Source organism: Bacteroides sp. 43_46 (genome assembly GCF_001915455.1).
GTDB lineage: Bacteria > Bacteroidota > Bacteroidia > Bacteroidales > Bacteroidaceae > Bacteroides > Bacteroides caccae.
In genome coordinates this window covers 1-15,766 of sequence record NZ_MNQN01000027.1, presented here as the reverse complement: position 1 = coordinate 15,766, position 15,766 = coordinate 1, and the positions used below count along the sequence as shown (strand labels likewise).

Annotated in this window: 14 protein-coding genes and 1 pseudogene; 5 read left to right on the top strand and 10 right to left on the bottom strand. The window is 46.0% G+C overall.

Annotated features, from left to right (window positions below; translation table 11 throughout):
• The 3 genes and pseudogenes from BHV72_RS02790 to BHV72_RS02780 form a co-directional block, all read left to right on the top strand.
• Positions 1-191 (top strand): annotated as a pseudogene (locus BHV72_RS02790) (hypothetical protein); the annotation flags it as partial.
• Between the two features lie 17 nt (positions 192-208).
• A complete protein-coding gene (locus BHV72_RS02785) occupies positions 209-1,612 on the top strand; it encodes a DUF4932 domain-containing protein (RefSeq protein ID WP_005676636.1) in 1,404 nt (467 codons plus the stop codon).
• A gap of 92 nt (positions 1,613-1,704) precedes the next feature.
• Positions 1,705-2,559, top strand: a complete 855-nt coding sequence (locus BHV72_RS02780; protein ID WP_286854380.1) for an SGNH/GDSL hydrolase family protein — start codon at positions 1,705-1,707, stop codon at positions 2,557-2,559.
• Between the two features lie 9 nt (positions 2,560-2,568).
• Here BHV72_RS02780 and BHV72_RS02775 read toward each other — a convergent pair whose 3' ends face one another.
• The 10 genes from BHV72_RS02775 to BHV72_RS02730 all read right to left on the bottom strand — a co-directional run bounded on the left by BHV72_RS02775 (position 2,569) and on the right by BHV72_RS02730 (position 13,860).
• The gene (locus BHV72_RS02775) at positions 2,569-3,324 is read right to left on the bottom strand and encodes a glycosyltransferase family 2 protein (RefSeq protein WP_217298590.1); all 756 of its coding nucleotides are present in this window, start codon (positions 3,322-3,324) and stop codon (positions 2,569-2,571) included.
• Complete coding sequence (locus BHV72_RS02770) at positions 3,317-4,582, bottom strand: glycosyltransferase family 4 protein (RefSeq protein ID WP_055255822.1); 1,266 nt, start codon at positions 4,580-4,582, stop codon at positions 3,317-3,319. The genes BHV72_RS02775 and BHV72_RS02770 overlap by 8 nt, the downstream gene beginning before the upstream one ends.
• Before the next feature lie 12 nt (positions 4,583-4,594).
• Positions 4,595-5,710, bottom strand: a complete 1,116-nt coding sequence (locus BHV72_RS02765; RefSeq protein WP_286854375.1) for a glycosyltransferase — start codon at positions 5,708-5,710, stop codon at positions 4,595-4,597.
• Positions 5,683-6,699, bottom strand: coding sequence for a hemolysin activation protein (locus BHV72_RS02760; RefSeq protein WP_195414556.1), 1,017 nt, complete (start codon positions 6,697-6,699; stop codon positions 5,683-5,685). Before BHV72_RS02760 ends, BHV72_RS02765 begins: the two co-directional genes overlap by 28 nt.
• Before the next feature lie 2 nt (positions 6,700-6,701).
• Positions 6,702-7,565: a LicD family protein gene (locus BHV72_RS02755; protein WP_055169785.1), complete on the bottom strand. Its 864-nt coding sequence runs from the start codon at positions 7,563-7,565 to the stop codon at positions 6,702-6,704.
• Positions 7,566-7,620: 55 nt separating this feature from the next.
• Complete coding sequence (locus tag BHV72_RS02750) at positions 7,621-8,673, bottom strand: hypothetical protein (protein WP_122365343.1); 1,053 nt, start codon at positions 8,671-8,673, stop codon at positions 7,621-7,623.
• Positions 8,660-9,535, bottom strand: coding sequence for a glycosyltransferase family 2 protein (locus BHV72_RS02745; protein WP_022042503.1), 876 nt, complete (start codon positions 9,533-9,535; stop codon positions 8,660-8,662). Before BHV72_RS02745 ends, BHV72_RS02750 begins: the two co-directional genes overlap by 14 nt.
• The gene (gene wzx, locus BHV72_RS02740; protein WP_022042502.1) at positions 9,532-10,980 is read right to left on the bottom strand and encodes an O-glycosylation flippase; all 1,449 of its coding nucleotides are present in this window, start codon (positions 10,978-10,980) and stop codon (positions 9,532-9,534) included. The genes BHV72_RS02745 and wzx overlap by 4 nt, the downstream gene beginning before the upstream one ends.
• Positions 10,981-10,984: 4 nt before the next feature.
• Positions 10,985-13,024: a methionine--tRNA ligase gene (metG, locus tag BHV72_RS02735; RefSeq protein WP_005676621.1), complete on the bottom strand. Its 2,040-nt coding sequence runs from the start codon at positions 13,022-13,024 to the stop codon at positions 10,985-10,987.
• Between the two features lie 122 nt (positions 13,025-13,146).
• Entirely contained in the window at positions 13,147-13,860 is a 714-nt protein-coding gene (locus tag BHV72_RS02730; protein ID WP_022042501.1) for a LexA family transcriptional regulator, read from the bottom strand.
• Positions 13,861-14,254: 394 nt separating this feature from the next.
• On the opposite strand from BHV72_RS02730, the gene BHV72_RS02725 reads away from it, so the two are divergent.
• Both BHV72_RS02725 and BHV72_RS02720 read left to right on the top strand, forming a co-directional pair.
• Entirely contained in the window at positions 14,255-14,596 is a 342-nt protein-coding gene (locus tag BHV72_RS02725) for a hypothetical protein (protein WP_022042499.1), read from the top strand.
• Positions 14,597-14,641: 45 nt separating this feature from the next.
• Positions 14,642-15,613, top strand: a complete 972-nt coding sequence (locus tag BHV72_RS02720; RefSeq protein WP_022042498.1) for a DUF4373 domain-containing protein — start codon at positions 14,642-14,644, stop codon at positions 15,611-15,613.
• Positions 15,614-15,766: the final 153 nt, after the last annotated feature.

The following is a 15,766-nucleotide window of genomic DNA, read 5'->3' as shown; positions in this document are numbered from 1 at the left end:
TGAATGTTTGGCCACAAATTTTAAGTTCTGAGACGAATGAGAAAGATGAAAAGGAGAATAACCTGTCGTACCTATACAATTGTGATGCTATTCCATTTTATGTCTTGATTGATAAAGAAGGAAAAGTCGTTGCTAAGTGGGAACATATAGGGGATGTGCAGTTGAAAGAGTTAGATATGCTTATTAAATAGTTATAAAGAGACAATATATGAAAACAACTTTATGGACAATAATGCTATTGTGTGCGATTAATAATATATCAGCACAGGTTAAAAGCCAAGTAAAAGAAAGCTTTGAGTTGACAAGTATTGCATTTCGATTGGCTGGTGCGGAAGAGTATATAAATAATACTATCCCCGGTTATACAGCCGATATTGATAATTACTTCTCAAAATATAGAGAACATAAGCTCATCTCTTACATCAAAAAGATAAGAGAGGAGCAAGGAATAGCTTATGATGCTGTACCTGCGGCAACTGGATGTATTGAGATAAAGAGAGGGAAAGTGATTATTGATCCACAATGTGACGCATCAAAGATAAGTATGATTGACAGTAGGTGGACAGAGGAAAGTTTCAGAACATTTGTCCGTTTATTGAATGATTTTTATAGACAAACAAAATTTAAGGATTTCTATACACTGCATCGTGGCTTATATGATATAGCTGAAACTAGATTGAATACTATTCTTGTCGATCTGAATGCAGAGTGGTTTAAATCTATGTTTGGCGAAGGACCTGAAAATACAATAGTGGTTGCATCTCTTTGTAATGGACCTGGTAATTATGCTTTTAATGGAATAACAAAGGGAGAAAAACGTGGAATTGTTATTGGATGTAGTACCGATAAAGAAGGAAACCCGGCGTATAGTAGATTCCTTATAACTGTCATTGTACATGAGTTGTTACACCACTATACTAATCCTTGCCTTGCTCAATATTGGTCTCAGATTGATTCTGCTTCGCAAATAATTTATCCTCACGTGAAAGAAAAGATGGCCAAACTGGCTTATGGAAGTACCAATTCAACGATGATAGAATGGTTTAACAACCTATTGACTATCATGTATTTTAAAGATAACCCTAATAGGGGATTCACTGCTACACATTTAACTGCATGGAGGCAACATGAAGGTTTTATCTGGATGGAAAGAAGCATGACGTTTATGGAACATTTTCGTAATCATCGTAATTTGTATTCTACCATTAAGGATTTTATGCCTGAGATAGTAAGTTTTGTCAACTATACGGCATCTGATTTTGATAATGTATTGAAAGAGTACGATAATAAAGAACCCTATATTACAGATATATTTCCTATTTCAAATAGCATATTACCTTTAGGTATTGATACTATACAAATACGTTTCTCTAAACCTATGTTTGGTGCTTATGGTATAAGGCCGTTGGATGATAAAAGAATATCGCCACCTTATACAGACTATCAGCCGTTTTGGAAAGATAAATATACTTTTTGTATTATATTAGATAGAAGTAAGCTGGAGAAAGGAAAGACCTATGGGTTTAAATTAAATCGCGCCTTCTTTCAATCAGAGAAAACATATCCAATGAAAGAAGATTTTCCTTACACTTTTAAAATGCCGGATGAATGAACAGTTTATCGATTTATTGATTGGATTTGTATATTTTTGAGTTACATTTGCTGTCTATTGAATAAAAATGTCTCATTTAATATAGAATACCAATGAAAAGCAAGTTATTACTAACGTGTACAGCTCTATTATTCTGTACTTGTTTTCTGCATGGACAGAGTCAAGCTTCTAAAGTCGTAAACTCCGGTGAGAACAGTCATAGCGGGTGGGTTCAACATCCGTGGCAAGGGAAGAAGGTAGGATATATAGGAGATTCTATTACAGATCCTAACTGCTATGGTAATAAGATTAAAAAGTACTGGGACTTTCTACAAGAATGGTTGGGGATTACTCCTTATGTATATGGAATAAGCGGGCGACAATGGAACGATGTGCCCCGGCAGGCGGAGCAATTGATGAAAGAACATGGAGAGGAAGTGGATGCAATCATTGTCCTGATGGGTACGAATGATTTTAATGCCGGTATACCTATTGGCGAATGGTTTACGGAAACGGAAGAACAAGTGTTGGCGGCCCGTGGCGAAATGAAGAAAATGGAGACTTGCAAGAAACGAACCCCTGTAATGGACAGTAATACCTATAAAGGACGTATCAATATAGGGATAACGCGGATGAAACAGCTGTTTCCTGATAAACAAATCATTCTGCTGACTCCGTTGCATCGTGCGTTTGCCAATTTCGGAGAAACGAACGTGCAGCCGGATGAGAACTACCAGAATAGTTGCGGTGAATATGTGGACGCTTATGTACAGGCAGTCAAAGAAGCCGGTAATCTCTGGGGGCTTCCTGTGATAGACTTTAACTCGGTGACAGGGATGAATCCGATGATTGAGGAACAACTTATCTATTTTTATGATTCGGGTTTCGATCGTCTGCACCCTAACACGAAAGGGCAGGAGCGTATGGCACGTACATTAATGTACCAATTACTTGCGTTACCGGTTTAGGCAACGCGCTTATTGTCCCGGTTTGAGGAATAGCCGGAGGACAAACCATGCATGATGTGCCACTGTACTTATCAGCCCGTAATGTTTTGCCATGATGCGGAATCTTTCTTTGAGAGAAGCCTTCCGGTTTTGGGTGGTCATACCTTCGTCAAGATAGTCGATGATTGTCAGGTGCGTATTGTGCAATGTGCGGGCTTTCTTCATGATGCGGACGCACCAGTCGAAGTCAGCGGAATAACGGAACTTTAAGTCGTATGGCTCCACCAGCGTATGGCGGGCGAAGAATGCCTGGTGGCAGACCAGCATTCCCTGTTTGAAGCTTTTCCAGGTTAATACTTCCGGGGCAGATAGACGGCGCATACGTTGGAAATGCCTCTTCTCGTCTACGATAGCCGTTTCTCCGTAAAGTACGTCGGGAAGTTCGTTACCATTGATAGTGTGCACCATTTGTTGCAGCGTGTCGTCTTCGTGAAAGCAGTCGCCTGCGTTCAGAAAGCAGAGATAGTCGCCGCTGGCGAGGGCAATTCCTTTGTTCATGGCGTCATACAGTCCCTTGTCCGGTTCGCTGACAACAGTATGTATCCGTGGGCGGTATCTGTCGATGATAGATAAAGTGCCATCTTTGGAGGCTCCGTCCACGATGATATATTCTACGTGATGATAGGTCTGCGCAATCACACTTTGAATGGTATCTTCGAGTACCTTTTCCGCATTATAGGTCACCGTGATGACCGAAAACTTGGGAGTAGGATGAACGCTATGCATATTTCCCCGTTACTTTATTGTAGAGATCCGTATATTTCTTGGCAATAATGCTTTCGGAATAGTTGCCTAATACCTTGCGGCAGGCTTGTGCGGAAAGCTCGTCATATTCCGGGTCCGTCAGTATCCAGTGTATACCGTTGGCAAAGTCCTCCGAAGATTTGTATCGGGCCACATATCCGTTGTGCAGGTGGTCAATCATTTCGGGGATGCCGCCGACATTGAATCCTACGCAAGGAACGCCGCACGCCATTGCTTCCATAATCATGTTGGGAAGATTTTCTTCCAGCGAAGGAATGACAAACAAGTCTACGGCATTATATATATTGACCACTTCGTGCTCATTCTTGATGTAAGGCAACGGGTAGACATGGAAAGGAATCTGTTCCTGCAACTGTTGGGACTGGTTGCCGAATACGACGACTCCCAGCGACTCTTTCCATTCCGGATGTTTCTCAGCCAGCAGTTTGCAGGCTTCGATTAAATATTCGGCCCCTTTCCGCTTATCGGTGATCTTTACCGAGCCGAACAGAATCATCTTCTTGTTTTGCGGCAACATACATTTGGCCCGTGCCTCTTCCTTGTTCTGTGGCTTGAACAGGTTGGTATTGATCGCGTTCGGGATGTTGATAACGCTTTTCCCTTCGAACAGCCTGCTGACCTGGGCCTGTTCCTTCAACCAACGGCTGCAAGTGACGAAATGAACGGGGGCGTTGCTATACAATTTCTGTTTCTTACGGAAAGTGCGGTAAGATAAATCTTTCTTGCTACCGCCTTTGTAGATGTACGGGCAGTTGTGGCACTCCTGTTGATAGTTCGTGCATTCGCGTGCATAATGGCAGATACCGGTGCAGGGCCACATATCATGCATTGTCCAGACGACCGGTTTGCCGGAAGTAAGTATCTTCCGGATGTTTTTCAATGAAAGCATTCCCTGATTGATCCAGTGCAGGTGAATGACGTCTGCCTGCCGAAATTCCGGAAGAGAGGTAATGTCCGTTCCCGTGTTGGCAATGTCTACATCGAACAGATGATACCGTTGGAAACGGTTGGCGCTCCAGATAACGATGCGTTCCCACATGAACTTCCATACTTGCAGCCAGCTGCGCTTCAAACCCACAACGCTGATCTGGTCCGTTTGCTTGTCGCGCACCAGCATTTTGGCTTTAATACCATTATTCTTGAGTGATTCCATTAACCGGCCGGCTGCAATGGCGGCTCCTCCGATTCGTTCAGACGTATTTATAATCAGGACTCTCATGTGCATAAAAGTTTATGCAAATGTACGGTTTTTAGAGGAAAAGTTTGATATTTCCTGCAAGCTTTCTGCTATTTCACGTGAAAAGATTTCGAGATTGAAACGTTCTTCCGCCAGTTTGCGGGCGTTGTTGCCCATGCGTCGTGCCTCTTCGGGGTGGTCGGCGATGTAGCGGATAGCGTCTGTCCAACCCTGCACATCACCGTATTCTACGGTAATGCCGATTCCTTCCTTGTCGATGTCAATTTCGAAATTGGGGTTACGCGAACAAATGACGGGAATGCCGAGAGCAAATGCTTCTACGAGTGTGGTGAGCCCTACGGTATAGGGAAAATCCAGACAACAGATGACAATACAGCTTTTCCGCGCCACCAGTTTGGCAAGCTCGTAGGGGATTACTCCGTCGGTGTAATGTACATGGATAGAGTCGGGCAGGGTGAAATCGTCAATGATGTTTTTATAATTGATGTTACCGCATGAGACGGCGATATATAAGTCGAGTTTCTCTTTAGTGGCGGCAAATGCCTGGAAGAGAGTGCTTACGTCCCGGTTTTCTTTGCCGGTAGAGATAAAGCCTTCCGGTTTGCGGTCAGGCATTTCCGCCAACAGGTGGTCATAGAAAGGGAGGTCCGGTCCCCAGTGTACCAGTTTTAGTTTATGGGCAGGCGCTTTCCGGGTTTTCAACGAATCCTGAATGAGCTTCCGGCTGAACAGGAACATCTTGTCTATGCCTTTATAGAAAAGGCGGGATATTTGTTCGCGTGCGAAACCGGAACTGTTGACTACTGCCGTGTGGTGCCAGATAACGATCGGCTTGCGGTATAGCCCCAGTGCACGGAGGAAAATCACCGGTTCGATACCACGGAAAGAGGTGGCGTAGAGCACCTGATATTTCTCCTTGCAGAACAGAATTTCTTTCGTTGCGTAGAGCATGAGCCTCAGGCGGCTTGAGAAGTACCGGCACTTGTGCATGACGGAACGTATCCCGTGTTTTTCCAGCAATGGAAGTCCGTACAAGATATGTCCGGGGAATTTATACTCTTTCCATTCCTCGTAACTTTCCCGCGTGAGGCGGGTATGGTAGAAATAAATCGTAAGTGGTTTTAGTGATGTTTGTTTCTCTTCAGCCATTTGTTTATTCGGTTTTTAACAGCTTTCGTAATGATAGAAAAATTACCGTATTTCAGGTTGAGGAACAGTTCCTCGAACGAGCGTCCTATCTTTATCCACGGGTGGTCCCAGCACATGATGCGGTAGACGCTTTTTTTGTACGCTACATTTTCAATGACGTAGCGGGGATGTTTCAGAGGAAACTCCGCTTCGTAACGCTTCATGGTGAAAATGCGGCGGTAACCTTTGGGCAGCGTATGGACGGAACCGGCAAAGTGGGTGGAATCCGCCGTTGCTCCCAAGTTGTTAATCATGTTGCGTGTGGGCACAATGCTCAGTCCGGAGTTGAACAGTATGGAGGCATGGAAAATGGTTTCGTAAAAAGCCTTCTGGTGTTCGCGATGACGCCGGCACATATAGATGAAGTCGCTCCGGAACTTGCGTTCTTTGATGAGTTGTTCGAGTTGCTGCATATTGAAGGAGTCGTCCAGAAAAGTATAGAACTCGTCCCATTGGTCTACGACACGTTTCCAGCTTGCCCACCCCCAGATAGAGAAGGTGGTGGCGAAGAAATAGTCGTAAGGGATGTCTTTGCTGATTTCTTCGGGGTTGAATCCGGCAATCATGCTGATGCGGGTGTCATGTTCGTACTTGTCCAGCATTTCCTTGCAGAAACGGAAGAAAGAGACTGACGGCACATCATCATCTTCCAGTACAATGCATTTGTCGACTTTTGAGAAAGCCCATTTCTGCGATATATATTCCGAGGGGTCGCAACCGAAGTTCTTTTCCTGATAGAACCGTTCTACTTCGCACTCCCAGTCTATCTGCGACACGATTTCGCGGCAGGCTTTTATCCCGGGAAGGTCGTGTTCGTTTCGTGCTCCGTCCTGATAGAGAAACAGCCGTGACGGGCGTGCTTTCTTTACCTGCTCGAACACTTGCGATAATTGTTGCGGGCGGTTGAAGAACAGTATCAGTACCGGTACATCTACTAAAGCGGGTTTCATATTCATAGTTCTTGTTTTGGAGTCGTACTGAATGAAAGGGCGGCAGGGTAGTGATTGTTCACTTTCTCCTGTTCTTCCTCTGTATATCGGTGCAGGGTCGGGTAGTTGTATCGCAGGAAACCTTCCAGGTTGTCGGGAGCGTTCACTGTGAGCGGTCCGAACGGCACCGGTTGCAGGTGGCGGAGGCTTTCTCCGGTCACGTGGTCGGTGGTAGTCATCACGTTGTTGAAATACTTCGTGTTCCATGAATTGAAGCAGCTTTGAACGGCTACCAGCATACGGTAAATTGCTTTCTTCGAGAAAAGAACATCGACTGCTTTATTCAAGAAGCAGGAGAAGGCTCCCCGGTCTGTGGGATGTTCTATCTCGCATTTGCCGAAGTGTTTCCACATCCATATCTCTTTTCCCATGAGGCAACATTTGAGGAAACCGGCTGCGTCGTACTGTAATTTCCGCAACAGCTTGTTGTCGGGTATCCTGTCGAACGGGAATATATCTACAAAAATACCCGGATGCATCGGGACATTCTTGAACATTTCTTCTACAAAGAGGGTATTGTTTTTCTTGACTTTGGCATAGTAATAAGGGCTGTGCGGATCTGTTTCTATCCATGAAAGGAAGTAGGAATCGCCCAGCTCCCGGGGGGCTACTTCGAGAAATCTGTTGTAGTCTTTCCGTGCCATGCCGATATCTATATCGTCGTCCCAAGGCAGTATCGCCCGGTCATAGAGTGCCCCGATTGCAGTACCGCCTATCACAAAATACGGGATGTCGTGTTTCCGACAGATACGAATGGTTTCTCCCAATATGTCGTAAAGCTCGGCATGTAACAAATCAAGTTCTTTTGCTGTATATTTCTTGTCCATTGGAAACGGTTGATGCACGTTATGATACAAATGTAGTGATTAAATTGACAAGTTCCTATAACTTTAAGTTTCCTTGTAGAAATTCCGCCGCCATTTGGCTGCGTCCCGGGATAGGGAGGGTGGCTGCTTGCGGGAAATCCTCAAGCAGACAGTCGGCAGGACTGATGTCCGGATAGAACTTCTTGAGCAGGAACAGGCTGGGCCCGGTGGTGATGCTTCCTGTGAATATGGAAGCGTTCATCAGTAGCTGTATGGAAGAAAGGAAACGAGTCATTTGCTTCTGTTTCAACTCTTTCGTCGTTTGCGTGAAAGCACTGTTGACATATCCTTTCTCGCCGGAATCGCATAGGGTATACCAACGTATGTCCGGGGCGAGCGACTGTACTTGCCGGAAGATGCGGTAATCATCTGTCAGCACGAAGACATCGCGCAAATCGGTTTTCTGTTTGATGAGGCGTATGTAATACTCTGCCGGAAGCAGGTTGGTTTCGGTGATCTTGTCGCCTCCGCGTATCTGGCAACCGATGTATTCTTGCGGGAGTTGCAGGTTGTCTGCCAGGTGTTGGCATTCTCGTCCGGTTACTTCGTTCAACTTCCACGTGATTTCCGTCATTTTCCGGAAAGCATGGAGATAATCCCCGTCTATACCCAGTTCGGGGATGTGGAAGTGTTGGTTGGGCTCGAACTTCAGGTGGCAGTTCAGTAATACCGGTTTTTTATAGGTCAGGAAAGCGAGAGTCTCTCCGGTTATATTCTTGCAGGTTGCTTTCAGTTTCCATTTCATCAGTTTGGTCTTGGGCAATTTCTTGTCCTTCATCAATGCTTTCCACGAAGGCAGGCGGTGGGTGTTGTAGGTGTGGTGAAACGCTTCGTGCACTTCCTCACAGAAGGGGACGAAACAGTCTGTCCAACCTTTCTCCCAACCGAAGTTGGCATCGTCGGAATAGAGCTTGAACTGTATCTTGTGTTGCAGGCAATAGAGCATTGCATGAAGCATATAGGTATATTCGGTGAAGAATCCCGCGTCTATGCCCAAGTGAAAAATCATCGTCTTCCTGAAAGAACTGTTCAGCAGGCGATAGGTGGTTGTAAGGTTATTCGCGCTCATGGTGCTTGGGGTTTGGGTTGAGCTTTTTGAAATAACAGTCGTGGTTGAGATCTTTTCTCCAGCCTTGCCAGATACCTCTGGCGAGTGCTTTCAGTTTCTCCCATTTGTTTTCTTCCATAAAAAGGATATAGAAAGGACGCTCCCAAATGAGCTTCCAAAGCAGTTCGGGACGTTTGAACTCGGCGTATTGCTTGTTGAGGTACAAGAAGTTACGGGCTATGTAGTAGGTACGCACCGGGGAGTAGTTGAGTGACATCGGGTGCCAGATGAGTATTTGTTTCCGGAGCGGATGTCCCAGTTCATGTTTCAGGTTGGCGGCAGGTACGAGCATGACTTTTCCGGTATGGCGGCGGATGCGCAGGAAATATTCCGTATCAATGGCGTCCATGACAAATTTGTCAAGATACAGACCGACTTTTTGTATCGTTCTCAACGGAAAAATACTTCCGGAGATAATCATCCCCTGTGCTTCTTTGAGCGGCGCATTGCTGTCTGTGCCAGAAGCATTGATGAGAGGAATATAAGCAAAATGGGAACTGTCTTTGTCATTGTTGATAATACGGATATAGTCTTTGAATGTGGAAGCGGTAAAAGCGCTGTCCTGATCCATTGTCAGCAGGTAAGTATATCCGTTGTCGAGGGCGAACATCGCTGCGGCATTGAGTGCTTTGCCGATACCGGTGTTTTCCCCTTGGCGTAACCTGACTATTTTGTGGGAGATAGATTCCGGAAATTGATAGTTACTGCCTCCGGGGGTATTGTCCCAGACAAACAATCCGTCCACATCTTCTGCATAAGTAAGAAGGTTGTCGGTGATGTGTGCGGGTGGATAATAGAGTGTGACGAGAGCGAGTAGTTTCATGCGCTTTTCTTTTTGATAAAATAGTGTATGGTTTCCTTGAAAGTTACCGAACGGCTCGCCCACATGGCTGCCGCATAAAGTGCCATTGCCAGTAGTATCTTGCTTGCCAGGCGAACATAGATGTTTTCGATAGGGCGGGCGGTGTAGTAGGTAACTGCCATGACGGAGGCTGCTATGATGGCGTAGGGAAGAATATCGGCCAGTGCATGGCGTAGTTTCAACCCGATTTCAAGCTGCACGAAGTGATGCCACCTCAGTAGCCATAGTATATTGGTCGAGACATACATGGCAAGCATGGCATATATTCCGTAAGAATGTACCAGAAGAACGCCTGTGAGCAGGATCATGCCGAGGATTATGATGTTCCACATAAAGATGCGTGACTTTCCTTTGCTGATGATAAGTTGCTGGTAAAGGTTGGCAATGGGGACAAAAGCTCCGCTGATACATAATATCTGCATGATAGATACGCTGGAGTACCATTTGTCGGTAATGGAGATAACGATTAATTCTTCTGCAATGATTCCCAGTCCCAGCATGGCGGGAAATGAGATGAAGGCGGTGAAACGCAACATCTTGCGGAATACCCGTTGCTGTCGGTCGGTATCTTCCGATATTTTCGCAAGTACCGGTTGTGCCACTCCGTTTATCATGCCCAGTATGAATTGTTGTCCCATGCCGCACCATTTGTTGGACTGGTTGTAATAGCCCACTTCTATCTTGGAGTAGTACTTACCCAATATGACGGAGAAGAGATTGTTGTTGATGTGATTGAATATGTTGGTAATTAACAGTTTACCACTGAATCCGAACATTTCTTTTATGGGCGCGAGGCTGAATTGAAGCGTAGGCCGCCAACGGGTGAAATGCCAGTAACAGGCAGTGTTGACAGCTACGTAGACAATGCTTTGCGTGGCATATCCCCAGTAGGAAAAGCCGAGATAAGCCAGCGTGACCCCCGCAATGCCGGATACGGTCAGTCCGATCACCGAGGACATGGCCTGCTGCTTGACCATTAGATTCCGTTTTAGATAAGCACTGTGTGAGATTCCCAGACTGGCGATGAAAAAGCCTGTAAAAGAATAACGTGCCAACGGCGTCAGTTCGGGAACCTTGTAGAAATAGGCTATGAGTGGCGCGCACAAGAACAACACCAGATACAGGCACAGGCTGGTTATGATATTAAACCAGAATACAGCATTGTAATCTTTGTGTGTCACCTCTTTCTTGTTGACAAGAGCGGCCGTGAAGCCGCTCTCCTGTATCGAGCCGGCTATGAGGGAGAAAATCGCTAACATCCCCACCATTCCATAATCCGACGGGGTGAGCAACCGGGCGATAAATATTCCGAAAACGAGATTCAGCAACTGTTGTATACCGTTGCTGAACCCTCCCCAGAATAATCCTTTGGCTGTTTTGTCCTTTAGTGATTGTTCCTCGCTCATTTCATTATTTCACTTCACTACCCGGCTTCACTTCCCGTTCCGGCATAATGACTGCCAGGCTGCCGTCGTTGTTCTCGGCACTCAGAATCATGCCTTCGCTGACGATACCTTTCAGTTTGCGGGGGGCAAGGTTGGCGATGAAACAAACTTGTTTGCCTACCAATTCTTCAGGTTTGTAATGCTTGGCAATGCCCGACACGATCGTACGCGTTTCCAGACCGTCGTCAATCTTGAATTGCAGCAACTTGTCTGCCTTCGGTACTTTCTGGCATTCGAGGATCGTTCCTACGCGGATATCCAACTTTGTGAAGTCGTCAAATTCGATGTTTGCCCGAATCGGATTCGCCTTATAACTGGCTTCTTCGTTTGCTTTCTTCGTGTCAAGCAACTTCTGTACCTGTGCTTCTATTGTGGCATCTTCGATCTTTTCGAACAGCAGTTCCGGCTTGTTCAACTGGTGACCGACGGGGAGCAGGTTGTCTTTCCCCAGTTCGGACCATTCGAAGGTGTCCATGTTCAACATCTTGCGGAGTTTTTCCGAGCTGAACGGCAGGAACGGGTCAAAAGCGATCGCCAGATTGGCAACCAGTTGCAGGGAGATGTTCAGGATTGTTCCCACACGTTCCATGTCAGTTTTCGCCAGTTTCCACGGTTCGGTGTCAGCCAGGTATTTGTTTCCGATACGTGCCAGGTTCATGGCTTCTTTCTGTGCGTCGCGGAATTTGAATACGTCGAGCAGCTTTTCTACTTCGGCTTTTACGTCTGCAAATTCTTTCAGCGTTTCTTTGTCGTAGTCGGTCAGCTCGCCTTGTGCGGGTACGCATCCGTCGAAGTATTTCTGAGTCAGCACCATTGCACGGTTCACAAAGTTGCCGTATACGGCTACCAGTTCGTTGTTATTACGGGCCTGAAAGTCTTTCCAGGTGAAGTCGTTGTCTTTTGTTTCCGGTGCATTGGCAGTCAACACATAGCGGAGTACGTCCTGTTTACCGGGGAAATCGGCCAGATATTCGTGCAACCATACAGCCCAGTTGCGGGAAGTGGAGATTTTGTCTCCTTCGAGGTTCAGGAATTCGTTGCTGGGCACGTTGTCCGGCAGGATATAGCTGCCTTCTGCTTTCAGCATGGCAGGGAATACGATGCAGTGGAACACGATATTGTCTTTTCCGATAAAATGGATCAAACGGGTTTCGGGATCTTTCCACCATGTCTCCCAGCTGTCCGGAAGAAGTTCTTTCGTGTTGGAGATGTAGCCGATAGGCGCGTCGAACCAAACGTAGAGGACTTTTCCTTCTGCGCCTTCCACGGGAACAGGGATACCCCAGTCGAGGTCACGGCTTACGGCGCGTGGTTGCAACCCCATGTCGAGCCAGCTTTTGCATTGTCCGTACACGTTCGGGCGCCATTCTTTATGGTCTTCCAGAATCCATTTGCGCAGCCAGCCTTCGTGCTTGTCGAGGGGGAGATACCAGTGTTTGGTTTCTTTCATCACCGGTTTGCTGCCGCTAATGGCGCTTTTCGGGTTGATAAGGTCTGTCGGTGAGAGTGAAGTACCGCACTTTTCGCATTGGTCGCCATAGGCACCTTCCGAGTGGCAGTGAGGACATTCGCCGGTGATATAACGGTCGGCAAGGAATGTTTTTGCTTCCTCGTCGTAATATTGTTCGGATGTTTTTTCGATAAACTCGCCCTTGTTGTATAATGTTTTGAAGAAATCCGAAGCCAGTTGGTGGTGCGTCGGTGAAGTGGTACGGCTATACACATCGAAGGAGATGCCGAATTCTTCGAATGATTTCTTTATCAGCGTATGGTAACGGTCTACCACATCCTGCGGAGTGATTCCTTCTTTTTTGGCGCGGATCGTGATAGGCACTCCGTGTTCGTCCGAACCGCCGATAAATAATACATCTTCTTTCTTTAACCGCAGATAGCGCACATAGATATCTGCCGGTACGTATACACCGGCCAAATGACCGATGTGGACAGGTCCGTTCGCATACGGCAGGGCCGATGTGACGGTGGTTCTTTTGAATTTCTTTTCCATTATATAGCGTGATTTTATTGTTTTCTGCTTTGCAATGTGCAAAGATAATGACTTTTCACCATGGATTACATGGATTAACACAGATTATTTCACTTAAAATACTTTTTCATCCTGACGAAAACTTACATCATCATATGCCTGCGTATAGAGAACTTCACTATTGCCATTGCATTGATCGCCGCAAACGGTATATCCATTGGTTCATGGTGGGTGTTGTAGCTCACCAGTTTGATGCATCCTTCCTTTTCGGACCGGTTGGCATACTTCACCGCCAGATACTCGTCTCCGTCGATCATGAACGAAACCAGGTATATTTCCCCGTAAATAACGTTCTCGAAGCTGTTTATCTCCTTATATCCGATGATGTCTCCCGATTTCAGTATGGGGTACATACTGTCCCCGTTGACGTAGACCGCCCCGTCGCAGGCGGATATGTTCGGAATCCGTATTTTCCCCAAGGCATACTGGTGCTTGTTGGTGAACAGCGTCTTCAGGTTTGCCGCCGCCGTGATGTCGTATAGTGTCACGCTGCGGTCGTCAACCGGTTCGGCTGTTTTGGGATTGTGAATTATCTGCACCTCCCCTTGTGCCAGTTCGCTTTCGCAAAATCTCGACTGGTGTTTCGGGTTGCCTTTTCCCAACAATAGCCAGTTGTAGTCTACCGTATTTCCTAATTTGTCGAGCAGCAGGCGGAAATCTATACTGTTCCGTGCAGCCCAGTTGGTGACTGTCGCTCTTGAAACTCCCAGGAATTCAGCCAGTTCGCTGTCCCTCTTCAGGTTTAATGCCTGCTTGGCACGTTTGATGATGCCGGGTACATCCAGATTTGTATCCATTTTGTTAGCATTTAATTTTGATGTAAAAAATCATAAACGTATTAGTTGCTCATTAATAATCCGTTATCTGTTTTTTAAGAATTAATTTCTAAAACCGTATGTTTTCTTAATGAAAACTTGTTTATCTTTGTAGCGGTGAATTTACAAATATGTTTCAAAAATATAAATTAAAAACAGAATAGCCATGAAAAACGTAGAAAAGTTTCCGAAAGGTTGCAGAAAAGTTCGTCCCCCGGCCTTGCATCCCCTTTGTATCACTGCTCCGGTAGCCATATATATACACTGTGATGAATATCTAGATTCACCATGGTAAGCGTATATGTCCACCATGTCGGACATACATCTCCGGCAAATAAACAACTTTTTTCTCAGAATTTAAATCAAAATTATCATTATGAAAACAACATTATCTTTATCGACAAAACAATCTACATCCAGCAGTATTTGCAAGAGTTGTAAACGTGAGCTTCCGTTGGAGTCCTTCTATATGAACAAAAAAACGCAGTCTCCGGATAAATATTGCAAGGAGTGTCGCAAATCTCTGAGCCGAAGGCAATACGGCAGTGGTAAGAAACTTCCCCATTGCTCTTTGTCCGGTGGACGAGTTTCCTATCCGGTCATAACACAGACTGAGGACCGGGAAACACGTCTCCGGCTTATTCTGCACGCTCTTCAGGTAGTGAGGCTTAGCATGGAACGCAAAAAGGCGGGAATGCAGGAAGAAGCCTTGCTGTAAAAGCGGGTTTTTTATATTGAGTATTTATCAAAAAACAGAATTATTATGGCAAGAATAAAGAAAAAGGGATTGGATTATTTCCCGCTGAATACGGATTTTATTCACGACCGTGCCGTCCGCCGCCTGATGAAGCGTGAGGGTGACTCCGCGCTTGGCATTCTGGTGGAAATCCTGTCGTATATCTATGCGGGCGAGGGGTATTATGTCCGTGCGGACCGTTTGTTTTACGAAGACCTCTCGGCGGGTCTGTACGAGAAGAGCGCTGATGACGTGGAACGTATCGTCCGTCTGGCGGTGGAATACGGACTGTTCGACGCGGTTCTTTTTGAGCGTAGCTGCATCCTGACTTCCGTCGAAATACAACGGCAGTATCTTTTCAGTACCCGTCGCCGCAGCATTTCACATCTGGAAGCCGGGTATTGCCTGCTTGCAGATGATGAACCGGCTGATAATAAGGTTGATATGAAAGAACAGCCGGCCTTCGGGAGTGAGGAAACGGAGGGCGGTAAAAGCGTTAGCGTGGGTGATAATGTTACATTTATTCCCGAAAATGTAACATCAGGTACACATAGCATAGCACAGAATAGCACATCAGAGCATAGCGTAGCACAACAAAGCAAAGCACAACCCCACTTCAATTCTCCCCTGAAAACGGCAGGGGAGAAGGCGGAGAGGAAGAAGATAGGAGCGGAGGAGATTTCTTCCGGAAGTTCCTGCGGGCGGGATGTTTCCGGTTCGGGGAAACGGAAAAAGTGGACGCAGGAGACTGTCGATGCCCTTCTTCCGCCGTCTGACGGGACATCGCGTAACTATGCGGGGCTGCTCGATAATCTCCGTAGCTACGGTATCCCGCCTTCAGAACAGTATGCGATTATCCTTAAAAGTAATTTCGGGGCTATCGGCGGTGCGATCTGGCGTGGGATTGCCACGTTGCGTGGCAGTGGAGGCAAGATAAAACTTCCCGGACGTTATCTTTTAAGTGTTGTAAGCAGGAAGGAAGAAGCTGCTGTTTCTTGATTTTCGGTCACTTATGCCGGTTAAGAATTTAGTTAAGACACACATTGAAAATTGCTTGTATATGAAATGTAACTATTGTATCTTTGTGTTGTCGATAAGCTTACAGACAAGACTAAACTAAATTTATTAACACAAAAACAAATTTGATTATGC

Excerpts from the sequence above, each read along its gene's own strand:
- BHV72_RS02785 (WP_005676636.1), top strand. The coding sequence starts at position 209 with ATGAAAACAACTTTATGGACAATAATGCTATTGTGTGCGATTAATAAT.
- BHV72_RS02780 (WP_286854380.1), top strand. The coding sequence starts at position 1,705 with ATGAAAAGCAAGTTATTACTAACGTGTACAGCTCTATTATTCTGTACT.
- BHV72_RS02775 (WP_217298590.1), bottom strand. The coding sequence starts at position 3,324 with ATGCATAGCGTTCATCCTACTCCCAAGTTTTCGGTCATCACGGTGACC.
- BHV72_RS02770 (WP_055255822.1), bottom strand. The coding sequence starts at position 4,582 with ATGAGAGTCCTGATTATAAATACGTCTGAACGAATCGGAGGAGCCGCC.
- BHV72_RS02765 (WP_286854375.1), bottom strand. The coding sequence starts at position 5,710 with ATGGCTGAAGAGAAACAAACATCACTAAAACCACTTACGATTTATTTC.
- BHV72_RS02760 (WP_195414556.1), bottom strand. The coding sequence starts at position 6,699 with ATGAAACCCGCTTTAGTAGATGTACCGGTACTGATACTGTTCTTCAAC.
- BHV72_RS02755 (WP_055169785.1), bottom strand. The coding sequence starts at position 7,565 with ATGGACAAGAAATATACAGCAAAAGAACTTGATTTGTTACATGCCGAG.
- BHV72_RS02750 (WP_122365343.1), bottom strand. The coding sequence starts at position 8,673 with ATGAGCGCGAATAACCTTACAACCACCTATCGCCTGCTGAACAGTTCT.
- BHV72_RS02745 (WP_022042503.1), bottom strand. The coding sequence starts at position 9,535 with ATGAAACTACTCGCTCTCGTCACACTCTATTATCCACCCGCACACATC.
- wzx (WP_022042502.1), bottom strand. The coding sequence starts at position 10,980 with ATGAGCGAGGAACAATCACTAAAGGACAAAACAGCCAAAGGATTATTC.
- metG (WP_005676621.1), bottom strand. The coding sequence starts at position 13,024 with ATGGAAAAGAAATTCAAAAGAACCACCGTCACATCGGCCCTGCCGTAT.
- BHV72_RS02730 (WP_022042501.1), bottom strand. The coding sequence starts at position 13,860 with ATGGATACAAATCTGGATGTACCCGGCATCATCAAACGTGCCAAGCAG.
- BHV72_RS02725 (WP_022042499.1), top strand. The coding sequence starts at position 14,255 with ATGAAAACAACATTATCTTTATCGACAAAACAATCTACATCCAGCAGT.
- BHV72_RS02720 (WP_022042498.1), top strand. The coding sequence starts at position 14,642 with ATGGCAAGAATAAAGAAAAAGGGATTGGATTATTTCCCGCTGAATACG.